We start from the raw sequence: 15981 nt of genomic DNA, 5'->3' as shown, positions 1-15981 counted from the left end.
ATCGATCGGTCCCAACCGTGGGCTATGACTTCACCGGCACCGACCTCGACTTCCTGCGAAGCGAGGCCGGTGCCGAGGCACTCGGTGCAGTCGACCGACTCGAGCTCGATGCGCGAACTTCGCTGCGCGATATCGCCTCGGTACGTGCCCGCTACCCCGAGCACGTTGCGGCCCTCGTCGAGACGGTGACGGTGCGGCGGAAAGCACGGGCGAAGCTGCTGGGGTCCGACGGCTGGCTCGTCACCGACGACGCGGTGCAGCAGGCGACGCCGACGACCGTCGCTCGCAGGCGCGCGGACCGCCTGGCCGGACGGCGGGTGCACGATGTCACCTGTTCCATCGGCAGCGAGCTGGCGGCGTTGGTCGACACGACCGAACTTGCGGTGGGAAGTGACCTGGACCCGATTCGGGTGCGCATGGCTGCCCACAACGTGCCTTCCGCGACGGTACTGCGCGCCGACGCACTGACCCCGACGACACGGGGCACCGTGATCGTGGCCGATCCCGGACGACGCGTCGGTGGTCGTCGACGGCACGATCCCGCAGCGCTCGAACCTCCGTTGCCGGATCTCCTCGACGCGTATCGGGGGCGAGATCTGGTCGTCAAATGCGCTCCCGGGCTGGATTTCGATGCCCTCGATTGGTCCGGTGAGATCGAGGTGGTCTCCCTCGACGGGGGAGTACGCGAGGCGTGCCTATGGTCGGAAGGTCTCGGCGACAGCGAAATTCGGCGTCGTGCCGCGGTCCTGCGATCCGACGGAAGTGCGCTCGAGATCACCGACGCCGAGTCGGACGAGATTCCCGTTCGGCCGCCCGGTGAATACATCGTGGATCCGGACGGTGCGGTCGTGCGGGCCGGACTGGTGCGGCACTACGGTGCCAAATTCGGCCTCTGGCAATTGGATCCGAGGATCGCGTACCTGACGGGCGACGCCGTACCCGTCGGAGTGCGTGGTTTCCGAATCCTCGAACAGTCGAAATTCTCGGAGAAAGTGCTTCGGCAGCAACTGAATCGACTGGGGTGTGGCGCGGTGGAGATCCTGGTGCGCGGAGTCGATGTGGATCCCGCGTTGCTCAGGCCCAAACTCAAGCTGCGGGGCCGGGTCTCGCTGTCGGTCGTCATCACTCGCATCGAGCGCTCGGCCGTGGCGTTCGTCTGCGAGCCGGGCGCGGTCCGTCAGCCGGTGTAGGTGAAGATCTCGCCCAGGTAGCTCGCCGTGACGACCTGCCCGTCGGGACCGACGGACGTGCCCACGGTGGTGCCGACGACATCGGGTAGGGGCTGCGAATCGATGCTGTCGCCCGTCGCCGCGTCGAACGTGAGCAGAGCCAGTCCGTCGCCGTCGCGAACGACGGTGTGGCCGCGCCCGTCCGCGGATTGAGCTGCTGCCCCGGCCTGTTCGACGTCGTCGCGAACCCACACGCGCTCGGCCGAGTCGCCGTTGTCTCGAAGTCCCATCAGGGTGCCGTCGCCGCCGGCCGGGACGATGGTGCCGTCCGAGGCGATCGATGGACTGCCTCCGATTCCGAGTCCCGTGCCCTCGGTCCACTTCTGTTTCCCGTCCGAGGTGTCGAATGCGGTCAGTCGCCCGTCGACGTCGGCGATGTAGACCGTCGATCCGTCCTCGGAGAGCACCGGGCTCGACGCGACGCCTGCAGGGAGGAGCTCCGAGGACCACCGTTCGACGAGGCCAGGTGCGCCGTCGCGGGAGTACTGCAGCGAGACCAGTTGCGGCGCAATCGAACCCGGTCGCCACAGGGTCAGGTAGATGGCGTCGCTGTCGCGGTCCACCGCGGGCGCGGCGGGCACAGCGCATTCGGATTCGCCCGAACTGCACTGGGCGAGTCCGGTGTCCATCGGCTCGAAGTCCGCATCGGGGTCGGTCAAGAAGTCCGGGGCCGGAACGAGATCGAGAATGGGTACTCGCAGTTGGCCGTTCTGGGAATCGAGGACACTGACCTGACCCATCTGGGTGATCGACAGCACGCTGCCGTCGCCCAAGAACTGGGCGGATTTCGGAACACCGTATACCGGTGTACGCCAACGTAATTGCCCGTGATCGTTGTACGAGTTCAGCCCGCCTTCGTCGCCGATGTAGACGTTGATCGCAGAATCGACGGTGGGGGTGGCGGTCACCACGGAAGGGCCGATCCGGTTGCACCAGCGTTTGCGGGCGGACTCGATCTCGAACGAGAACAGATTGCAACCCGATTCGGTTGCGGCAGTGACGAACATCTGACCGTTCGAGCCGATCGATACCGGTGATGTCACGGTGCCGCCGGTGGGTCGAGTCCAGTCCAGCGTCAGTGGAGCACCGACCGATACGTCCGTCGAGCCACTGTTGCGAAGGTTCGCGTGCGCCGCGGGCCAGGAGTCGGGCGAGAGCGGTTCGATGGCAGCAGGTTCCGTGCTGCACCCGGCAAGGGTCAACAGGACCGTCGCAGCCACTGCAGTCAGACCCTTGCCTGCTCCGGACGTCGAACCTGCACCGAACCCGACACGCATTCGAGCACTCCCCATGATGTCCGTTGTGCCCTTTCGATCGGCGGTCGCTCGGCCTGCTGCGCCGATGCCCGGGCATCGGTCGAGAGACAACACTAGCCCGCTGACGGGTGCCGGCAGAGAGCGGGCGAGCGAGAAACTAGGGTGAACGTCCATGACGAGTATGTGGAACGCGCCACTGCGAACACGCTGGCGTGGGTCGAGACGACGCGACAGCGAGCAGGCGCGGTTTCTCACGCGGGCGTCCCTCGACTGGGTGCTCGCCAACAAGGCCTACACCCCCTGGTACCTGGTTCGGTACTACCGTCTGGCCAAGTTCAAGCTCGCGAACCCGCACGTGATCCTGCGGGGCATGGTTTTCCTCGGCAAGAACGTCGAGATTCACTCCACCCCTGAACTGTCTCGCCTCGAGATCGGCCGGTGGGTCCACATCGGCGACGGCAATGCCATCCGGTGCCACGAGGGTTCGCTCCGCATCGGAGACAAAGTGGTGTTCGGCAAGGACAACGTCGTCAACACCTACCTCGACATCGAGATCGGCGCGTCGACGCTCGTCGCCGACTGGTGCTACATCTGCGATTTCGACCACCGGATGGACGACGTGAACATGCCCATCAAGGACCAGGGCATCGTCAAGGGCCCGGTACGAATCGGACCCGACACCTGGATCGCCGCCAAGGTGACGATCCTGCGGGAAACCAGAATCGGGCGAGGCTGCGTCCTCGGTGCCCATGCCGTCGTCAAGGGTGAGATTCCGGACTACAGCATCGCCGTCGGTGCCCCGGCCAAAGTCGTCCGCAATCGCAAGACGGCCTGGGAGGCCGGCGCAGCCGAGCGAGCGAAGTACATCGCGGCACTCGAAGACATCGCGCGCAAGAAAGCTCTCGGTCAGGGCGAGGCGGCGCGGGAGAGCTGAGACCCATGTGAGTGGAACCTCGTAGTGGACTACGAGGTTCCACTCACATGGGGTCAGCTGCGATCGGGCAGGGCGCGTTCGACGATGTGCGGGCGACCCAGCGGATGGCGAACCTTGCGCTTGGCTTCGAGGTACACCCGAGCCGTCGACTCCGCGACGTGCTTCCAGTCGAAGTCGACGGTGAGACGTTCACGAGCGGCGACGGCTCTCTCCTGCGCCGCATCGGCGTTGTCCAACACCCGCCGCACCGCCGCCGTCAGCGCGGCCACATCACCCGGAGCGAAGGACAGCCCGGTGACGCCGTCGACGATCGCCTCGCCGAGTCCGCCGGCCGTCGATGCCACCAACGGAATGCCTGCTGCCGCGGCCTCGAGGGCGATGATGCCGAAGGGTTCGTACCGGCTGGGAAGGACGATGGCGTCGGCGCCGTGCAGCCATCCGAGCAGATCGGAGTGGTTCAGGTTGCCGAGGAACGACACCGACCTGGCGACGCGGTGGGTGCGTGCCAGACCTGCCAGCCACCCGAACTGAGTGCCTTCGCCGGCGATGTGCAGCGTGGTGCCGGGGTGACTTCGTCTGACGCGTGGCAGAGCGGCTATGGCGTCCTGGATGCCCTTCTCGTATTCCAGACGACCGACGAAGAGCAATTTCGCGGGCTCGGAGCGGGGCTGTCGGCGTCGGAAACTCCACGCGGATCCGTCGATGCCGTTGTGAATGACCGAGACCGCCGACTCGGCGACGTCGAACAGGGCTGTGACCTCGTCCTTCATCGACGCCGAGCACGCGATGATCGCGTCGGAATCGTTCGCGAGCCACCATTCGATCGAATGGACCTGGCGGTTGACGGTGCCCGAGATCCAGCCGCTGTGGCGTCCGGCCTCGGTGGCATGGATGGTCGAGACCAGCGGCACGTCGTAGAACTCGGCCAGAGCGATGGCCGGGTGTGCGACGAGCCAGTCGTGGGCGTGGACTACATCGGGCTGCCAGCCGTCGCCGAGGCCGGGTTTACCGAGGGCGACCCCTGCCCGCACCATGGCGTGCCCCATCGCCAGAGTCCACGCGAGCATGTCCTCTCCGAACACGAAGTGCGCCGGATCCTCGGCGACGGCGACCACCAGTACGCCGTCCTCGATGTGGTGGGACGTGGGATGGGTGGACGCGTCGGTGCCGGTGGGTCGGCGAGAGAGAACGACGACCTCGTGCCCGCAACGCACCAGCTCGGTCGCGAGGTGATGAACGTGGCGACCCAGCCCGCCGACCACCACGGGTGGGTACTCCCACGACACCATCAGAACTCTCATCTACGCCCCCCCTGGGCCTTCTCGGCGTGCATCGGGCAGTCTGCGTGCGTCCAGCGCCGCGAACAGTCCGTCTGCGTGATTCCATTGCCGCGCCAATTCTTCGGCTCGGGCCGGGTGCTGCTGCGCGGCAGCGATTTCACGCAGCGCATGTGCGTGGACGTGAGCTCGCTCTCGGGCGTATCCGGCCGCGGAGTCCTTGCTGACCATGAACGCCCAGTCGCTGGCCACGGCCATGAGTGTCTCACGCAGAATCTGATCGTCGACTCGATTGCGCAGTTCGGGGCCACCCGCCCGGCTTCGGACGGCACGGGAGGCGTCGACGGCATCGAGCGCGATCCGGGACACCTCGGCGTTGAGCTTCACCAGGTCGGCGACGTCGTCGCCCGCCCACACGCGCCAGTCCTTGCCCGATCCCCAGGAAGAATCCTGCAGTTCGAGTGGGGCTCCGACGTATCCCCGTTCCCGGGCATCGTTCAACGTTCCGACGGTGACTCCCGCGGCGGGCAGGGCGCGCATCAACTTTTCGAGCCACTGTGGCCCCTCGTGCCACCAGTGTCCGAACAGTTCGGTGTCGAACGCGGCCACCACCACGGCATCGCGGCCGATCCGCTCGGATTCGGAGATCAAGCGCCGACGCACCACGTCGACGAAGTCGGCGACGTGACGGTCCACTGCTGCCGCGGCACGCTCGGGTTCGTAGGGAGCCTTGTCGTTCGAGTCGACGGTGCGGCCGGTCACCCGGGCCGGTTTGAGTCCGGTCGCGTGGTCGTAGGTGTGGAAATCCCGGTAGGCACCGTGGCCCGGGTAGCCGGACTTCGGTGACCAGACGCGGTAGCTGACCGGGAGGTCGCGCCCGAACGCGACGACGTCCGAATCCCACACGGGCCGGCCGAGGGAGGTGTCGCCCCGCATGGCAGGGCCGTCGACCATGAAGTGCGAGACACCTGCGGCCGCGTATTCGGTTTCCATACCGGGGGTGAATCCGCATTCCGGTGCCCAGATACCGCGGGGCGTTAAACCCCATCGGGCGGCGGCGTCGCGTAGGCCCTCGCTCAGGGAGAACCGCCGCAGTCTTTCGTCGAGCAACGGTTGGAACGGGTGCGCGAGCGGCCCACCCAGCAGTTCGACGATGCCCGTGTCGATCAGTGGACGAAGTACTGCCGAGCCGCCGTGTCGCCATCGCGTCTCGAAGCGGTCCAGAGCCGCGGCGGATGCCCGGTGTTCACGTATCGAGAGCGTGGGGTCGGTTGCCTCGTGCGCGCGTAGCTGCCAGTTTCCGAGCCAATGGTGCATGCCGGCCAGGCAATGCGGATCGTCGAGCTGGGCCGCGAGTACCGGGGTGACGCCGAGCGAGAGGACGTCGGTGTAACCGTCGTCGGCCAGCCGTTCCAGTGCCGCGGTCAGTGGGAGGTAGCAGTCGGCCCAGGACTGGTACAGCCATTCCTCGCCGACGGGCCACCTGCCGTGATTGGCCAACCAGGGCAGGTGGGAGTGCAGAACGAGGGAGAACATGCCCGGCACGGTGGCACCGGATGTCACCCGATCACCGCAGCCGAGCTCTTGCGGGCGACGGCGACCAGGTCGAGGCTGTCGTCGATTCGATCGGCCGCGATGTCGAAGTCGGCGATGGTGATCGCGGCGACGTCCTCTGCGAGTTCGGCAGGCCAGGGTTCACCGGCGAGTGCTCGTTCGATCTGCGCGTCGATGAAGGATCCGCCGTGTTTGGCGTCGAGGGCGGCCAGCGTGCTGCCGTGCCGGACTCCGGTGAGTTCGGTGACCTCGAGGCGGGCGGCGACGAGCAACTCGGTCAGTTCTGCCGCGTCGAGTTCGCGGGTGTGGAAGGGGTTGAGGGGAGTGTCGCGTCCGGGCGAGAAGGTGATGCGGTTGGGTGTGCTGATCAGCAGCGTGCCGCCGGGCTCGAGGACGCGGTGCACTTCGGCCAGGAACGCTCCTTGATCCCAGAGGTGTTCGATGACCTGGAAGTTGACGACGACACCGACCGAGGAATCCGCGAACGGAAGGCGGTCGAGATTGCCGCGCACCATCGTCACCGCGGGGTAGCGCGCGTGGACGTGCGTCGCGGCCGAGACGTCGTAGTCGAGGCCGACGACGCAGGCCGCAACCTCGGCAATCATGTTGGCTCCGTAGCCTTCTCCCGATCCGGCTTCGAGCACTGTGCGGTCGCGGCACCGCTCTGTGAGGGCGCGGTAGACCACCTCGTGACGGCGGAACCAGTAGTTCTCCTCGGCGATGCCGGGCACAGTCCGCTCGCCGGTGAGGGGGAGTGGTTCCGGTGCCGGTGTCCGAGCCGATGAATCGTTCACCGACGGAAGGTTAGTGCCTCCGGCGATGAGGTAAGCCAACGTGGTCTCCATAACAGTCGGGGTGCGGATGTATGGTCGATCGGGCAGGGAGGTAAGTTACCCACCAGTAACTACGGTGGGGTAACCTCGTAGCAGAACGTAGAACTGCACCAACCGTTCGACTTGCAGCAACCGTTAGAACACTCACGATCAGCAGAACATGACCAGGAGGTCGACGCAGACCCATGACGAACATCGTTGTTTTGATCAAGCAGGTTCCAGACACATGGTCCGAGCGCAAGCTCAGCGACGGTGACTACACCCTCGATCGCGAGGCTGCAGACGCCGTTCTCGACGAGATCAACGAGCGGGCCGTCGAAGAAGCCCTGCTCATCAAGGAAGCTCAGGGCGGTGAGGTCAAGGTTCTGTCCGCAGGCCCCGATCGCGCCACCGACGCGATCCGCAAGGCTCTGTCGATGGGCGCGGACAGCGCGGTACACCTCAACGACCCGAGCCTGCACGGCTCCGACGCCATCCAGACCGGGTACGCCCTGGCTGCGGCACTGGGCAACGTCGCGTTCGAGAACGACGAGCCTGCCGATCTCATCATCGCGGGTAACGAGGCCACCGACGGCCGTACCGGCGCAGTTCCGGCGATCATCGCCGAATACCTGCAGATCCCGGCCCTGACGCAGCTGCGCAAGCTGTCCGTCGCAGACGGCAAGGTCACCGGCGAGCGCGAGACCGACGAGGGCATCTTCGGACTCGAAGCCACGCTGCCCGCCATCGTGAGCGTCACCGAGAAGATCAACGAGCCGCGGTTCCCGTCGTTCAAGGGAATCATGGCCGCCAAGAAGAAGACGGTGCAGACCATCACTCTGGCCGACATCGGTGTCGAGGACGGCATCGTCGGCGTCGACAACGCCGGAACGACGGTCACCTCGTCCACCCCCAAGCCTCCCAAGACTGCCGGCGAGCGGCTCACCGACGAGGGCGACGGCGGCGACAAGATCGCCACCTACCTCGTAGGCCAGAAGATCATCTGATCCCGCCCCACCGAGCAATCGAAGACCAACGAGGAGCAAAGTCATGGCAGAAGTACTCGTGCTCGTGGAGCACGTCGAAGGAACACTGAAGAAGGTCAGCTCCGAGCTGATCACCGCGGCCCGCGCACTGGGTGAGCCGTCCGCGGTCGTCACCGGCCCGGTCGGTACCGCCGACAAGGTCGCCGACGCGTTGACCGAGGCCGGTGCCGAGAAGATCTACGTCGCCGAGTCCGACGACGTCGACGGTTTCCTCGTCACGCCGAAGGTCGACGTCCTGTCGTCTCTCGCCGAGTCGGTCTCGCCTGCGGCGATCATCACCGCAGCGACGATCGAGGGCAAGGAAGTTGCCGGCCGTCTCGCCGCCCGTCTGGGCTCGGGCTACCACAACGACGTCGTCGCGATCAACGGCGACGGCAGTGCCGTCTACTCCATCTTCGGTGGTGCGTTCACCGTCGAGGCCAAGGCCAACGGCGACGTCCCCGTCCTCTCGCTGCGCCCCGGCGCAGTCGAGGCAGAGCCGAAGGCCGGAGCGGGAACCCGCGAGACCGTCGAGGTCCCGGCGCAGGAAGAGGGCACCGTCAAGGTCACCTCGCGTGACCCGATCGTCGGCGGCGACCGTCCGGAACTGACCGAAGCAACGGTCGTCGTCTCCGGTGGCCGTGGCGTCGGCAGCGCCGACAAGTTCACCGTCGTCGAGGATCTGGCAGATTCGCTGGGTGCCGCAGTGGGTGCCTCGCGTGCCGCCGTGGACTCCGGTTACTACCCGGGCCAGTTCCAGGTGGGCCAGACGGGCAAGACCGTCTCCCCGCAGCTGTACGTTGCACTCGGCATTTCCGGAGCCATCCAGCACCGTGCCGGCATGCAGACCTCGAAGACCATCGTCGCGGTGAACAAGGACGAGGAAGCACCCATCTTCGAGATCGCCGACTACGGCATCGTCGGTGACCTGTTCAACGTCGCGCCTCAGCTGACCGAGGCCGTCAAGAAGCACAAGGGATAGCCTCTCGGCGAAAATCTCTGCTCGACGGGCCCTCATCGCGATTGCGGTGGGGGCCCGTCGCGTTTCGATGGGCGCAATCGTGTTCATGCAAACTCTTCCGACACTTCTCCTCGGCGATGCCCGGTAGTCTTCCCCGCTCGTTAGACACACCTCATGACCACTTCCGTCATGAGCTCGACTGCATCGATCGTCCCGGCCACCGACCGCTATTCGCTCGTGTTGTCCACCGACCCCGAACACCGACTCGCGGCGCAGCGCCTGCGCTACGACGTGTTCGCCTCCGAGCCCGGCTTTGCCATACCCACCGACACGGACGGTCTGGACGCCGACCGGTTCGACGATTTCTGCGACCACCTTCTCGTTCGCGACCAGTGGACCGACACGTTCGTCGGTTGCTATCGCATGTTGCCGCCGCAGGCCGCGGTGTCGGCAGGCGGCTATTACACCGCAACCGAATTCGACATCTCCGCGCTCGATCCCGTCGGGATGAACATCGTCGAAATGGGTAGGGCTGCTGTGCATCCCGACCACCGATCGGGGTCGGTCCTCGGCCTGATGTGGGCGGGAATCCTGCACTACCTCGACGTGACGGGATACGAGTGGGTGATGGGTTGCGTGTCGGTTCCGATGCAATCGGCTCCCGGGGAAGCGGTCGGGGCCAACGTGCGTGGTGTTCGCGACCGGCTGTTGGATCGACACGCGACAGCGGTCGACAGGCGGGTCGTGCCCTACAACCCCGTGGTCGTCGACGGCGTCGATCTCCTCGACATTCCGGCGGCGAAGCGAGCGTCCATGCCGCCGTTGATGAACGGTTACCTCCGGCTCGGTGCCTCCATCTGCGGTGAGCCCGCCCACGACCCGGAATTCGGAGTGGCGGATTTCGTCGCGCTCCTCGGCCTGCACGAGGCCAACACCAGGTATCTGGACCGTCTTCGTTCTGCAGCAACGACATTCGAGTCGGGTGCCCGATGACGCAACCCCTGGTTCGCGCACACGCCTGGATGCCGTCCTCTCCGTGCAGTGACGGGTGTCTGCCGAAGAATCCGCCCACGGTGCGTCGAATCGTCCTCGTTCTGCGCATCGTTGCGGCAATCGCGGCCTTTGCGCTGCTGCCGCTGTTGGTCGTCCTGGGGGTGCCCTTTCCCCGGGTTCGGCATGCATTGACGCGGCTGGGCGCTCGGATGCTGCTATCGGCCATCGGCATCGATCTCACCGTGCTCGATACACGCTCGGAGCGAGAGCGGTCGCGTACGGCAGGTGGTGCCCTGCACGTCTCCGGACACATTTCGTGGACCGACGTCGTCGTCCTCACGGCAGTGCGCCCGTCGACGTTCGTTGCCCGAGCCGATCTGGTGGACTGGCCGCTGCTCGGGCGACTGGCCCGGGCCATGAAGGTGCTTCCCATCGATCGCGCACGACTGCGTGAGCTCCCGGCCGTTGTCGACCAGGTTGCCGACCGAATCCGCGCGGGCGCTTCGGTTGTCGTGTTCCCCGAGGCCACCACCTGGTGTGGGTTGGCCTACGGATCGCTTCGCCCGGCCCTGTTGCAGGCTGCCATCGATTCCGAGACGTGGGTGCAGCCCATCCGGCTGCGCTATCTCGATCGACACGGCGAACCGACCACCGCGACGTGCTTCGTCGGAGACGAGACGATCGGAGCGTCGATCGGCCGCATCTTCCGGCTCGCCGGACTGCGCGCCGAGGTCGAGTTCACCGCCCCGGAAGCGCCCGGCGGCGATCGACACGACCTCGCGCGGCGCTGCGAGGTGGCGATTCGACGCGACGACGGAGTAGAGCCTGCGGAACGACCCCGGAAGGACGTCTACGACCCGGCGGTGCACGAGGTGATGGCCGAAGCCGAGCGAAGCCCCAGCGCGCCGACGGTTGCAGCCGCCTGATCCACAGCTGAACCGGGCGACCGTGGACCCACCTCGCGCAGGTAGGTCTGCGGTCGCTCGACCGGGTATCGTCGAGCTCGTTATGCCTTCTGTGCGCAGTACGCCTGCCCCCGCCCCGCCGCAGCCATCGGTGTACCTCGATCACGCCGCGACCACTCCCATGTTGCCGTGTGCGATCGAGGCGATGAACTCGGTGTTCGGCACCGTCGGGAACGCGTCGTCGCTGCACACCTCGGGCCGGTCCGCCCGTCGCCGAGTCGAGGAATCTCGCGAGTCGATTGCCGCGGACCTCAGTGCGCGCCCGTCCGAGGTGATATTCACCTCCGGTGGTACCGAAAGCGACAATCTCGCCGTCAAGGGCATCTTTTCGGCCCGTCGAGACTCGAACGCCGCACTGACCAGGATCATAGCCAGCTCGGTGGAGCATCACGCCGTGCTCGACGCGGTGGAGTGGCTCGTCGCGCACGAAGGGGCGAGTGTCACCTGGCTCCCGGTCGACGACGAGGGCCGGGTCACCCCCGATGTGCTGCGCGCCGAGCTGGCTCTGCACGCAGACGAGACCGCGCTGGTGACGGTCATGTGGGCCAACAACGAGATCGGCACCGTCATGCCGATCGCCGAACTCGCAGCGGTGGCCGCGGAGTACGGCGTTCCGATGCACAGCGACGCCGTGCAGGCCGTACCGCACCTACCAGTGGGATTCGCCGACAGCGGTCTGTCCGCCCTGAGTATCGCCGCGCACAAGTTCGGGGGCCCACAGGGCGTCGGAGCCCTGTTGTTGGGCCGCCAGGTCCCGTGCGTGCCGCTGTTCCACGGTGGTGGACACGAACGTGACGTCCGGTCCGGCACGCCCGACACGGCCGGCGTCGTCGCGATGGCGGCCGCACTGCGCTCGACGGTGCAGAATCTGTCGCTGCACGGGGAACGAACTCGCGCGTTGCGTGATCGACTCATCACCGGGGTTCGCGAGGTGGTGCCCGACGCCATCCTCAACGGCCCGGAGGGCGACGGGCGGCTCGCCGGAAACGTGCACTTCACCTTCCCCGGGTGCGAGGGGGATTCGCTGTTGATGCTTCTCGACGCCGCGGGCATAGAATGTTCGACGGGATCCGCCTGCACGGCGGGTGTGGCGAGCGCGAGCCATGTTCTGATCGCGCTCGGGTGCGATCCGGGCGTGGCCCGCGGATCCCTGCGGTTCTCGTTGGGAACCGGCTCGTCCGATTCGGACATCACCACTGTGCTTGCGGCCCTGCCGCAGGTCGTCGAACGTGCTCGTGCCGCCGGACTTGCCGGCGTCGGAGCTCGAGGAGGAAATCGCTGATGCGTGTTCTTGCTGCCATGAGCGGGGGAGTCGACTCCGCAGTCGCCGCGGCTCGAGCCGTCGACGAGGGGCACGACGTCGTGGGCGTTCATCTGGCGCTGTCCACCGCTCCCGGGGCGCTGCGGACCGGCTCGCGCGGGTGCTGCTCGAAAGAAGACGCCGGGGATGCACGCCGAGCTGCCGACGTCCTCGGAATACCGTTTTACGTCTGGGACTTCGCGGATCGGTTCAAAGAAGACGTCATCGACGACTTCGTCGCCTCGTACGCCGCGGGGGAGACACCGAACCCGTGCCTGCGGTGCAACGAGAAGATCAAGTTCTCCGCGCTCGCGGACCGCGCGTTGGCACTGGGCTTCGACGCCGTCGCGACCGGGCACTACGCGCAACTGCACGACGGAGTTCTGCGGCGTGCGGTGGACGCCGACAAGGATCAGTCCTACGTGCTGGCCGTCCTGAACCGAGGACAGCTTTCGCGTGCGATGTTCCCCATCGGCGACACCCCCAAGTCCGAGATCCGCGAGGAAGCAGCCGAGCGGGGTCTCGCCGTCGCCGACAAGCCGGACAGTCACGACATCTGCTTCATTCCCTCGGGCGACACCCGGGCCTTCCTCGGCGCACACATCGGTGTTCGTCCCGGCAAGGTCGTCGACTCCGAGACCGGAGCCGAGTTGGCGGACCACGACGGTGTGCACGGCTTCACCATCGGCCAGCGTAAGGGTCTCGGGGTGGAAGGACCGGCCGTGGACGGCCGTCCGCGCTACGTCACCTCGATCGAACCGGACACCGGCACCGTCATGGTCGGTTCGGCGCAGAAGCTGGACGTCTGGTCCATCACCGGAGACCGCGCAGTGTGGACCGAGGGCACCGCGCCCACCGGGCCCATCGAATGCGTCGTACAGGTTCGGGCGCACGGCGGGCTGACCGACGCGGTTGCCGAGGCCGTCGGCGACGGGATGGAGATCCAGCTCCGGGCACCCTTGACCGGTGTCGCCAAAGGGCAGGCAGCGGTGTTGTACCGCAAGGACATTCACGGTGACATCGTGATCGGCAGCTCGACCATCTCGGGCACCCGATCCGAGCGCGAGTGACCCCGAGCACGTTCGGAGGGCTGGCGACCGGCATAGGTTCGTGGCCCGGCACCGACGTTCGTGAGGCCGTCGCCATCGTCCTCGGCGAGCTGGGTGAACTGCCACACGTGGTCGAACTGCCAGGGCGCGGGCTCGGTGCCGACATGATCGGCCGCACCGGAGCCATCATGGTCGACGTCGAACTCGACGTCCGGACGTCGGGCTACCGCGTCGTACCGCGTCCGATGCTGGCCGGTCGCCGTGCGACCGACTTTCTCACCGAGGATCTGGACGTGCTCGAGGAACTGTGGGAGGTCGCGGGACTACGCGGTGCCGGCCGGACCATCAAGGTGCAGGCTGCAGGACCGTTCACCATGGCCGCGCAGGTCGAATTGCGGCACGGACACCGCGCGCTGACCGACCGCGGCGCTCTACGGCACTTCGCGGAATCCCTCGGCGAAGGGCTGCGCCTGCACTGCGCAGAAGTGGCACGCAGACTCTCGGCGAACGTGGTGGTCCAACTCGACGAACCCAGTCTCGCCGCCGTTCTCGCGGGCAGTCTGACCGGGATCACCGGTATCGACTCGGTGCGCGCGATCCCGGAACCGGAGGTTCTGGACCTGCTCGACTCACTGATCGACACCATCGCGTTACCGGTCGCTGTGCACTGCTGTGACGGGGGAGCTCCCGTCGATCTGCTGCGCCGAACCCGAGCCGTCGCGGTGGCCGTGGATGCACACGAGCTGCGCCGAACCGACCTCGATGCGCTGGGAGAGCTGCTCCAGGCCGGCAAGACCCTCGTACTGGGATCGGTGCCGTCGGCAACCCCGGACCGACCACACTTGTGGCGCGAGTGCGCCGAGCCCGGTGTGAAGTTGGTCGACAGCCTCGGCTTCGATCGTTCGATACTCGCTTCGCAGGTGTCGGTGACGCCGTCCTGCGGCTTGGCCGGAAGCACGCCCGAGTGGGCTCGTCGAGCAACGGCTCTCACCCACGAGGTTGTCGCGGCCTATCGGGACGCACCCGAATCGTTGTGACCACGGACCGGGACATTGTGACGAAACACAGTGTGCCGAGTCGGAATGCCTGGAGCGTCCTGCGGCTCCGTCCCGGGTCGTTCGGGACGTACAACAGGTGTGACATCATTCACACGGCCGTCGGGGGTCTGCTTTGAATCGGTGGGAGTTCGTACATGGCATCAGGTGGTCGCGGCTTCGATGAAGTCGCCTCCCTCCGACGTTCCGGCCGGCATCGACGCGGAGTTCTGGCCAAACTCGCCGCCGCCACGTCGGATTGGTACCGGGCTCCGCACGACTTCGAATGGATCCTCAACCACCGGTCCACTCGTCCACTGACGGGAATCATCCGGGTCGTCTTCGGCACCGCCGTCCTGATGTATGCCCTCACGTCGATTCTCATGTTGTTCAGCGATCTCGGCCCCACCGGCTCGCCGGCAATCGGGTGGGTCTTCTTCGTCCTGTTCATGCAGGTACTCGTTGCCGCACGGTGCGTGTTCGGCCCGATCCCCGGGAAGAAGTTCTTCGTCGGGTTCCTGGCGTTCGGCGACATTCTGACCACCTCGGTGCTGGTGTTGTACGCGCCGGTCGCGTCCCTGATCGGAACGGTGCTGTTCGCCGTCACCGGAGCGTTCTGTACGTATTTCCTCAGCCCTCGATTGCTCGTCGCCCACCTGGTGTGGACGGCGACGTTCATCATCGGCTTCGGTATTCGCACGTTCCTCGCTGTGATGGACGGCGAGGTGGTTGCCGTCGACGGACCGGCGGTCGCGACGGCGACGGTGGTGCTGTTGCTGGCAACGGTGGCGGTACCGGTGTTCGCGCAGGTGGCGTGGACGACGTTGTCCAACGACGCCAAGCGGTCGGTACTCGACCCTCTGACCGGGGTGTACAACCGCCGCGGTATCGACAGTGAACTGCTCGACCTGTGGCAGCTCGCGAACAAACGCGGACTGTCGATGGCGTTCCTGGTGGTCGACATCGACAAGTTCAAGGCCGTCAACGACCGCTACGGCCACAGCCGGGGCGACGAGGTCATCGTCCGGGTCGCGGATCGGCTGCGCAGACTCGCCCGCCACCACGGCGGAGTGCTCGCGCGAACCGGTGGCGAAGAATTTCTGCTGGCCGTCGTCGGACATGCGCAGAGCACCGTCGACCTCGGCGTCGATGTGGTGCGCGTGCTGTGCGACCACCGGGACGACATTCCGGTCACGGCGAGCGTCGGTATGGCACTGCTGCGTGAGGACTCCGCGCTGTGGGACGTGGGCACCTCCGTCGTGGGACGAGCGGCTCGCACGGCGGACGCGGCGATGTATCGGTCCAAGCAGTCCGGCGGGAACAGTGTGGTCGTCGACGAGATCTGACACGGGGATCTGCGATGATCGAGACATGTATCGACTCTCGGACGCCCAGCGGCGCGGTCTGCCCGCCGGTGTCCTGCTCTCGGTGATGGCCTCCGTCCTCGGCGGTATCTACTCCGACGACTTCCTGACCGGATTCGCGCTGACTGCCGGGATCTGCGCGGTGGCGTTGATCGCCGCCACCCTGCTGCTGGGCCTGATGGGCAGATAGCCTTCCGGACGCAGGATCGTTTCGATGTCGGTGCCGTC

The 15981-nt window shown here is 66.5% G+C and carries 15 protein-coding genes; 11 read left to right on the top strand and 4 right to left on the bottom strand.

The window, feature by feature from the left end; genetic code table 11:
* The first annotated feature begins 17 nt into the window (after positions 1-17).
* Positions 18-1190, top strand: a complete 1173-nt coding sequence (locus tag CH285_RS21385; RefSeq protein WP_094643050.1) for a THUMP-like domain-containing protein — start codon at positions 18-20, stop codon at positions 1188-1190.
* On the opposite strand, the gene CH285_RS21380 is transcribed toward CH285_RS21385, so the two are convergent.
* Complete coding sequence (locus CH285_RS21380; protein WP_094643049.1) at positions 1178-2506, bottom strand: outer membrane protein assembly factor BamB family protein; 1329 nt, start codon at positions 2504-2506, stop codon at positions 1178-1180. The two genes, CH285_RS21385 and CH285_RS21380, sit on opposite strands and share 13 nt — an antisense overlap.
* A gap of 151 nt (positions 2507-2657) precedes the next feature.
* Here CH285_RS21380 and CH285_RS21375 point away from each other — a divergent pair, with 151 nt between their 5' ends.
* Positions 2658-3419, top strand: coding sequence for an acyltransferase (locus CH285_RS21375; protein WP_094643048.1), 762 nt, complete (start codon positions 2658-2660; stop codon positions 3417-3419).
* A gap of 53 nt (positions 3420-3472) precedes the next feature.
* Here CH285_RS21375 and CH285_RS21370 read toward each other — a convergent pair whose 3' ends face one another.
* The 3 genes from CH285_RS21370 to CH285_RS21360 are packed head-to-tail and all read right to left on the bottom strand — an operon-like array spanning position 3473 to position 7095.
* Positions 3473-4720, bottom strand: coding sequence for a glycosyltransferase family 4 protein (locus CH285_RS21370; protein ID WP_094643047.1), 1248 nt, complete (start codon positions 4718-4720; stop codon positions 3473-3475).
* Positions 4721-6232, bottom strand: coding sequence for a 1,4-alpha-glucan branching protein domain-containing protein (locus CH285_RS21365; RefSeq protein ID WP_094643084.1), 1512 nt, complete (start codon positions 6230-6232; stop codon positions 4721-4723).
* A 23-nt stretch (positions 6233-6255) separates the two neighbouring features.
* Positions 6256-7095, bottom strand: a complete 840-nt coding sequence (locus CH285_RS21360; RefSeq protein WP_037219263.1) for a class I SAM-dependent methyltransferase — start codon at positions 7093-7095, stop codon at positions 6256-6258.
* 173 nt (positions 7096-7268) lie between these two features.
* On the opposite strand from CH285_RS21360, the gene CH285_RS21355 reads away from it, so the two are divergent.
* From CH285_RS21355 to CH285_RS21315, 9 genes are all read left to right on the top strand, one after another.
* On the top strand, positions 7269-8069 hold the full coding sequence (locus CH285_RS21355) for an electron transfer flavoprotein subunit beta/FixA family protein (protein ID WP_027496624.1): 801 nt from the start codon (positions 7269-7271) through the stop codon (positions 8067-8069).
* A 43-nt stretch (positions 8070-8112) separates the two neighbouring features.
* Positions 8113-9069, top strand: coding sequence for an electron transfer flavoprotein subunit alpha/FixB family protein (locus CH285_RS21350; RefSeq protein WP_027496625.1), 957 nt, complete (start codon positions 8113-8115; stop codon positions 9067-9069).
* Between the two features lie 153 nt (positions 9070-9222).
* Positions 9223-10041, top strand: coding sequence for a GNAT family N-acetyltransferase (locus tag CH285_RS21345; RefSeq protein ID WP_027496626.1), 819 nt, complete (start codon positions 9223-9225; stop codon positions 10039-10041).
* On the top strand, positions 10038-10967 hold the full coding sequence (locus CH285_RS21340; protein ID WP_051365119.1) for a lysophospholipid acyltransferase family protein: 930 nt from the start codon (positions 10038-10040) through the stop codon (positions 10965-10967). Before CH285_RS21345 ends, CH285_RS21340 begins: the two co-directional genes overlap by 4 nt.
* 82 nt (positions 10968-11049) lie before the next feature.
* Positions 11050-12288 carry a cysteine desulfurase family protein gene (locus CH285_RS21335; RefSeq protein ID WP_094643046.1) on the top strand — a complete coding sequence of 413 codons (1239 nt, stop codon included), beginning with the start codon at positions 11050-11052 and terminating at the stop codon, positions 12286-12288.
* The gene (gene mnmA / locus CH285_RS21330; protein ID WP_027496628.1) at positions 12288-13376 is read left to right on the top strand and encodes a tRNA 2-thiouridine(34) synthase MnmA; all 1089 of its coding nucleotides are present in this window, start codon (positions 12288-12290) and stop codon (positions 13374-13376) included. Before CH285_RS21335 ends, mnmA begins: the two co-directional genes overlap by 1 nt.
* Positions 13373-14392 carry a methionine synthase gene (locus CH285_RS21325; protein WP_032407036.1) on the top strand — a complete coding sequence of 340 codons (1020 nt, stop codon included), beginning with the start codon at positions 13373-13375 and terminating at the stop codon, positions 14390-14392. Before mnmA ends, CH285_RS21325 begins: the two co-directional genes overlap by 4 nt.
* Positions 14393-14547: 155 nt before the next feature.
* Positions 14548-15735: a GGDEF domain-containing protein gene (locus tag CH285_RS21320; RefSeq protein WP_094643045.1), complete on the top strand. Its 1188-nt coding sequence runs from the start codon at positions 14548-14550 to the stop codon at positions 15733-15735.
* 25 nt (positions 15736-15760) lie between these two features.
* Positions 15761-15943, top strand: a complete 183-nt coding sequence (locus CH285_RS21315; protein WP_027496631.1) for a hypothetical protein — start codon at positions 15761-15763, stop codon at positions 15941-15943.
* The last annotated feature ends 38 nt before the right edge of the window (positions 15944-15981 follow it).

It is taken from the genome of Rhodococcus sp. 05-2256-B1 (genome assembly GCF_002258465.1).
Taxonomy (GTDB): Bacteria; Actinomycetota; Actinomycetes; order Mycobacteriales; family Mycobacteriaceae; genus Rhodococcoides; species Rhodococcoides fascians.
This window is presented reverse-complemented; position numbering and strand designations above follow the sequence as displayed.

Bases quoted from the DNA above. Each gene is read 5' to 3' on its own strand.
- CH285_RS21345 (WP_027496626.1), top strand. From the start codon at position 9,223: ATGACCACTTCCGTCATGAGCTCGACTGCATCGATCGTCCCGGCCACC.
- CH285_RS21365 (WP_094643084.1), bottom strand. From the start codon at position 6,232: ATGTTCTCCCTCGTTCTGCACTCCCACCTGCCCTGGTTGGCCAATCAC.
- CH285_RS21355 (WP_027496624.1), top strand. From the start codon at position 7,269: ATGACGAACATCGTTGTTTTGATCAAGCAGGTTCCAGACACATGGTCC.
- CH285_RS21360 (WP_037219263.1), bottom strand. From the start codon at position 7,095: ATGGAGACCACGTTGGCTTACCTCATCGCCGGAGGCACTAACCTTCCG.
- CH285_RS21335 (WP_094643046.1), top strand. From the start codon at position 11,050: ATGCCTTCTGTGCGCAGTACGCCTGCCCCCGCCCCGCCGCAGCCATCG.
- CH285_RS21320 (WP_094643045.1), top strand. From the start codon at position 14,548: ATGGCATCAGGTGGTCGCGGCTTCGATGAAGTCGCCTCCCTCCGACGT.
- CH285_RS21370 (WP_094643047.1), bottom strand. From the start codon at position 4,720: ATGAGAGTTCTGATGGTGTCGTGGGAGTACCCACCCGTGGTGGTCGGC.
- CH285_RS21350 (WP_027496625.1), top strand. From the start codon at position 8,113: ATGGCAGAAGTACTCGTGCTCGTGGAGCACGTCGAAGGAACACTGAAG.
- CH285_RS21380 (WP_094643049.1), bottom strand. From the start codon at position 2,506: ATGCGTGTCGGGTTCGGTGCAGGTTCGACGTCCGGAGCAGGCAAGGGT.
- CH285_RS21315 (WP_027496631.1), top strand. From the start codon at position 15,761: ATGTATCGACTCTCGGACGCCCAGCGGCGCGGTCTGCCCGCCGGTGTC.
- CH285_RS21340 (WP_051365119.1), top strand. From the start codon at position 10,038: ATGACGCAACCCCTGGTTCGCGCACACGCCTGGATGCCGTCCTCTCCG.
- mnmA (WP_027496628.1), top strand. From the start codon at position 12,288: ATGCGTGTTCTTGCTGCCATGAGCGGGGGAGTCGACTCCGCAGTCGCC.
- CH285_RS21375 (WP_094643048.1), top strand. From the start codon at position 2,658: ATGACGAGTATGTGGAACGCGCCACTGCGAACACGCTGGCGTGGGTCG.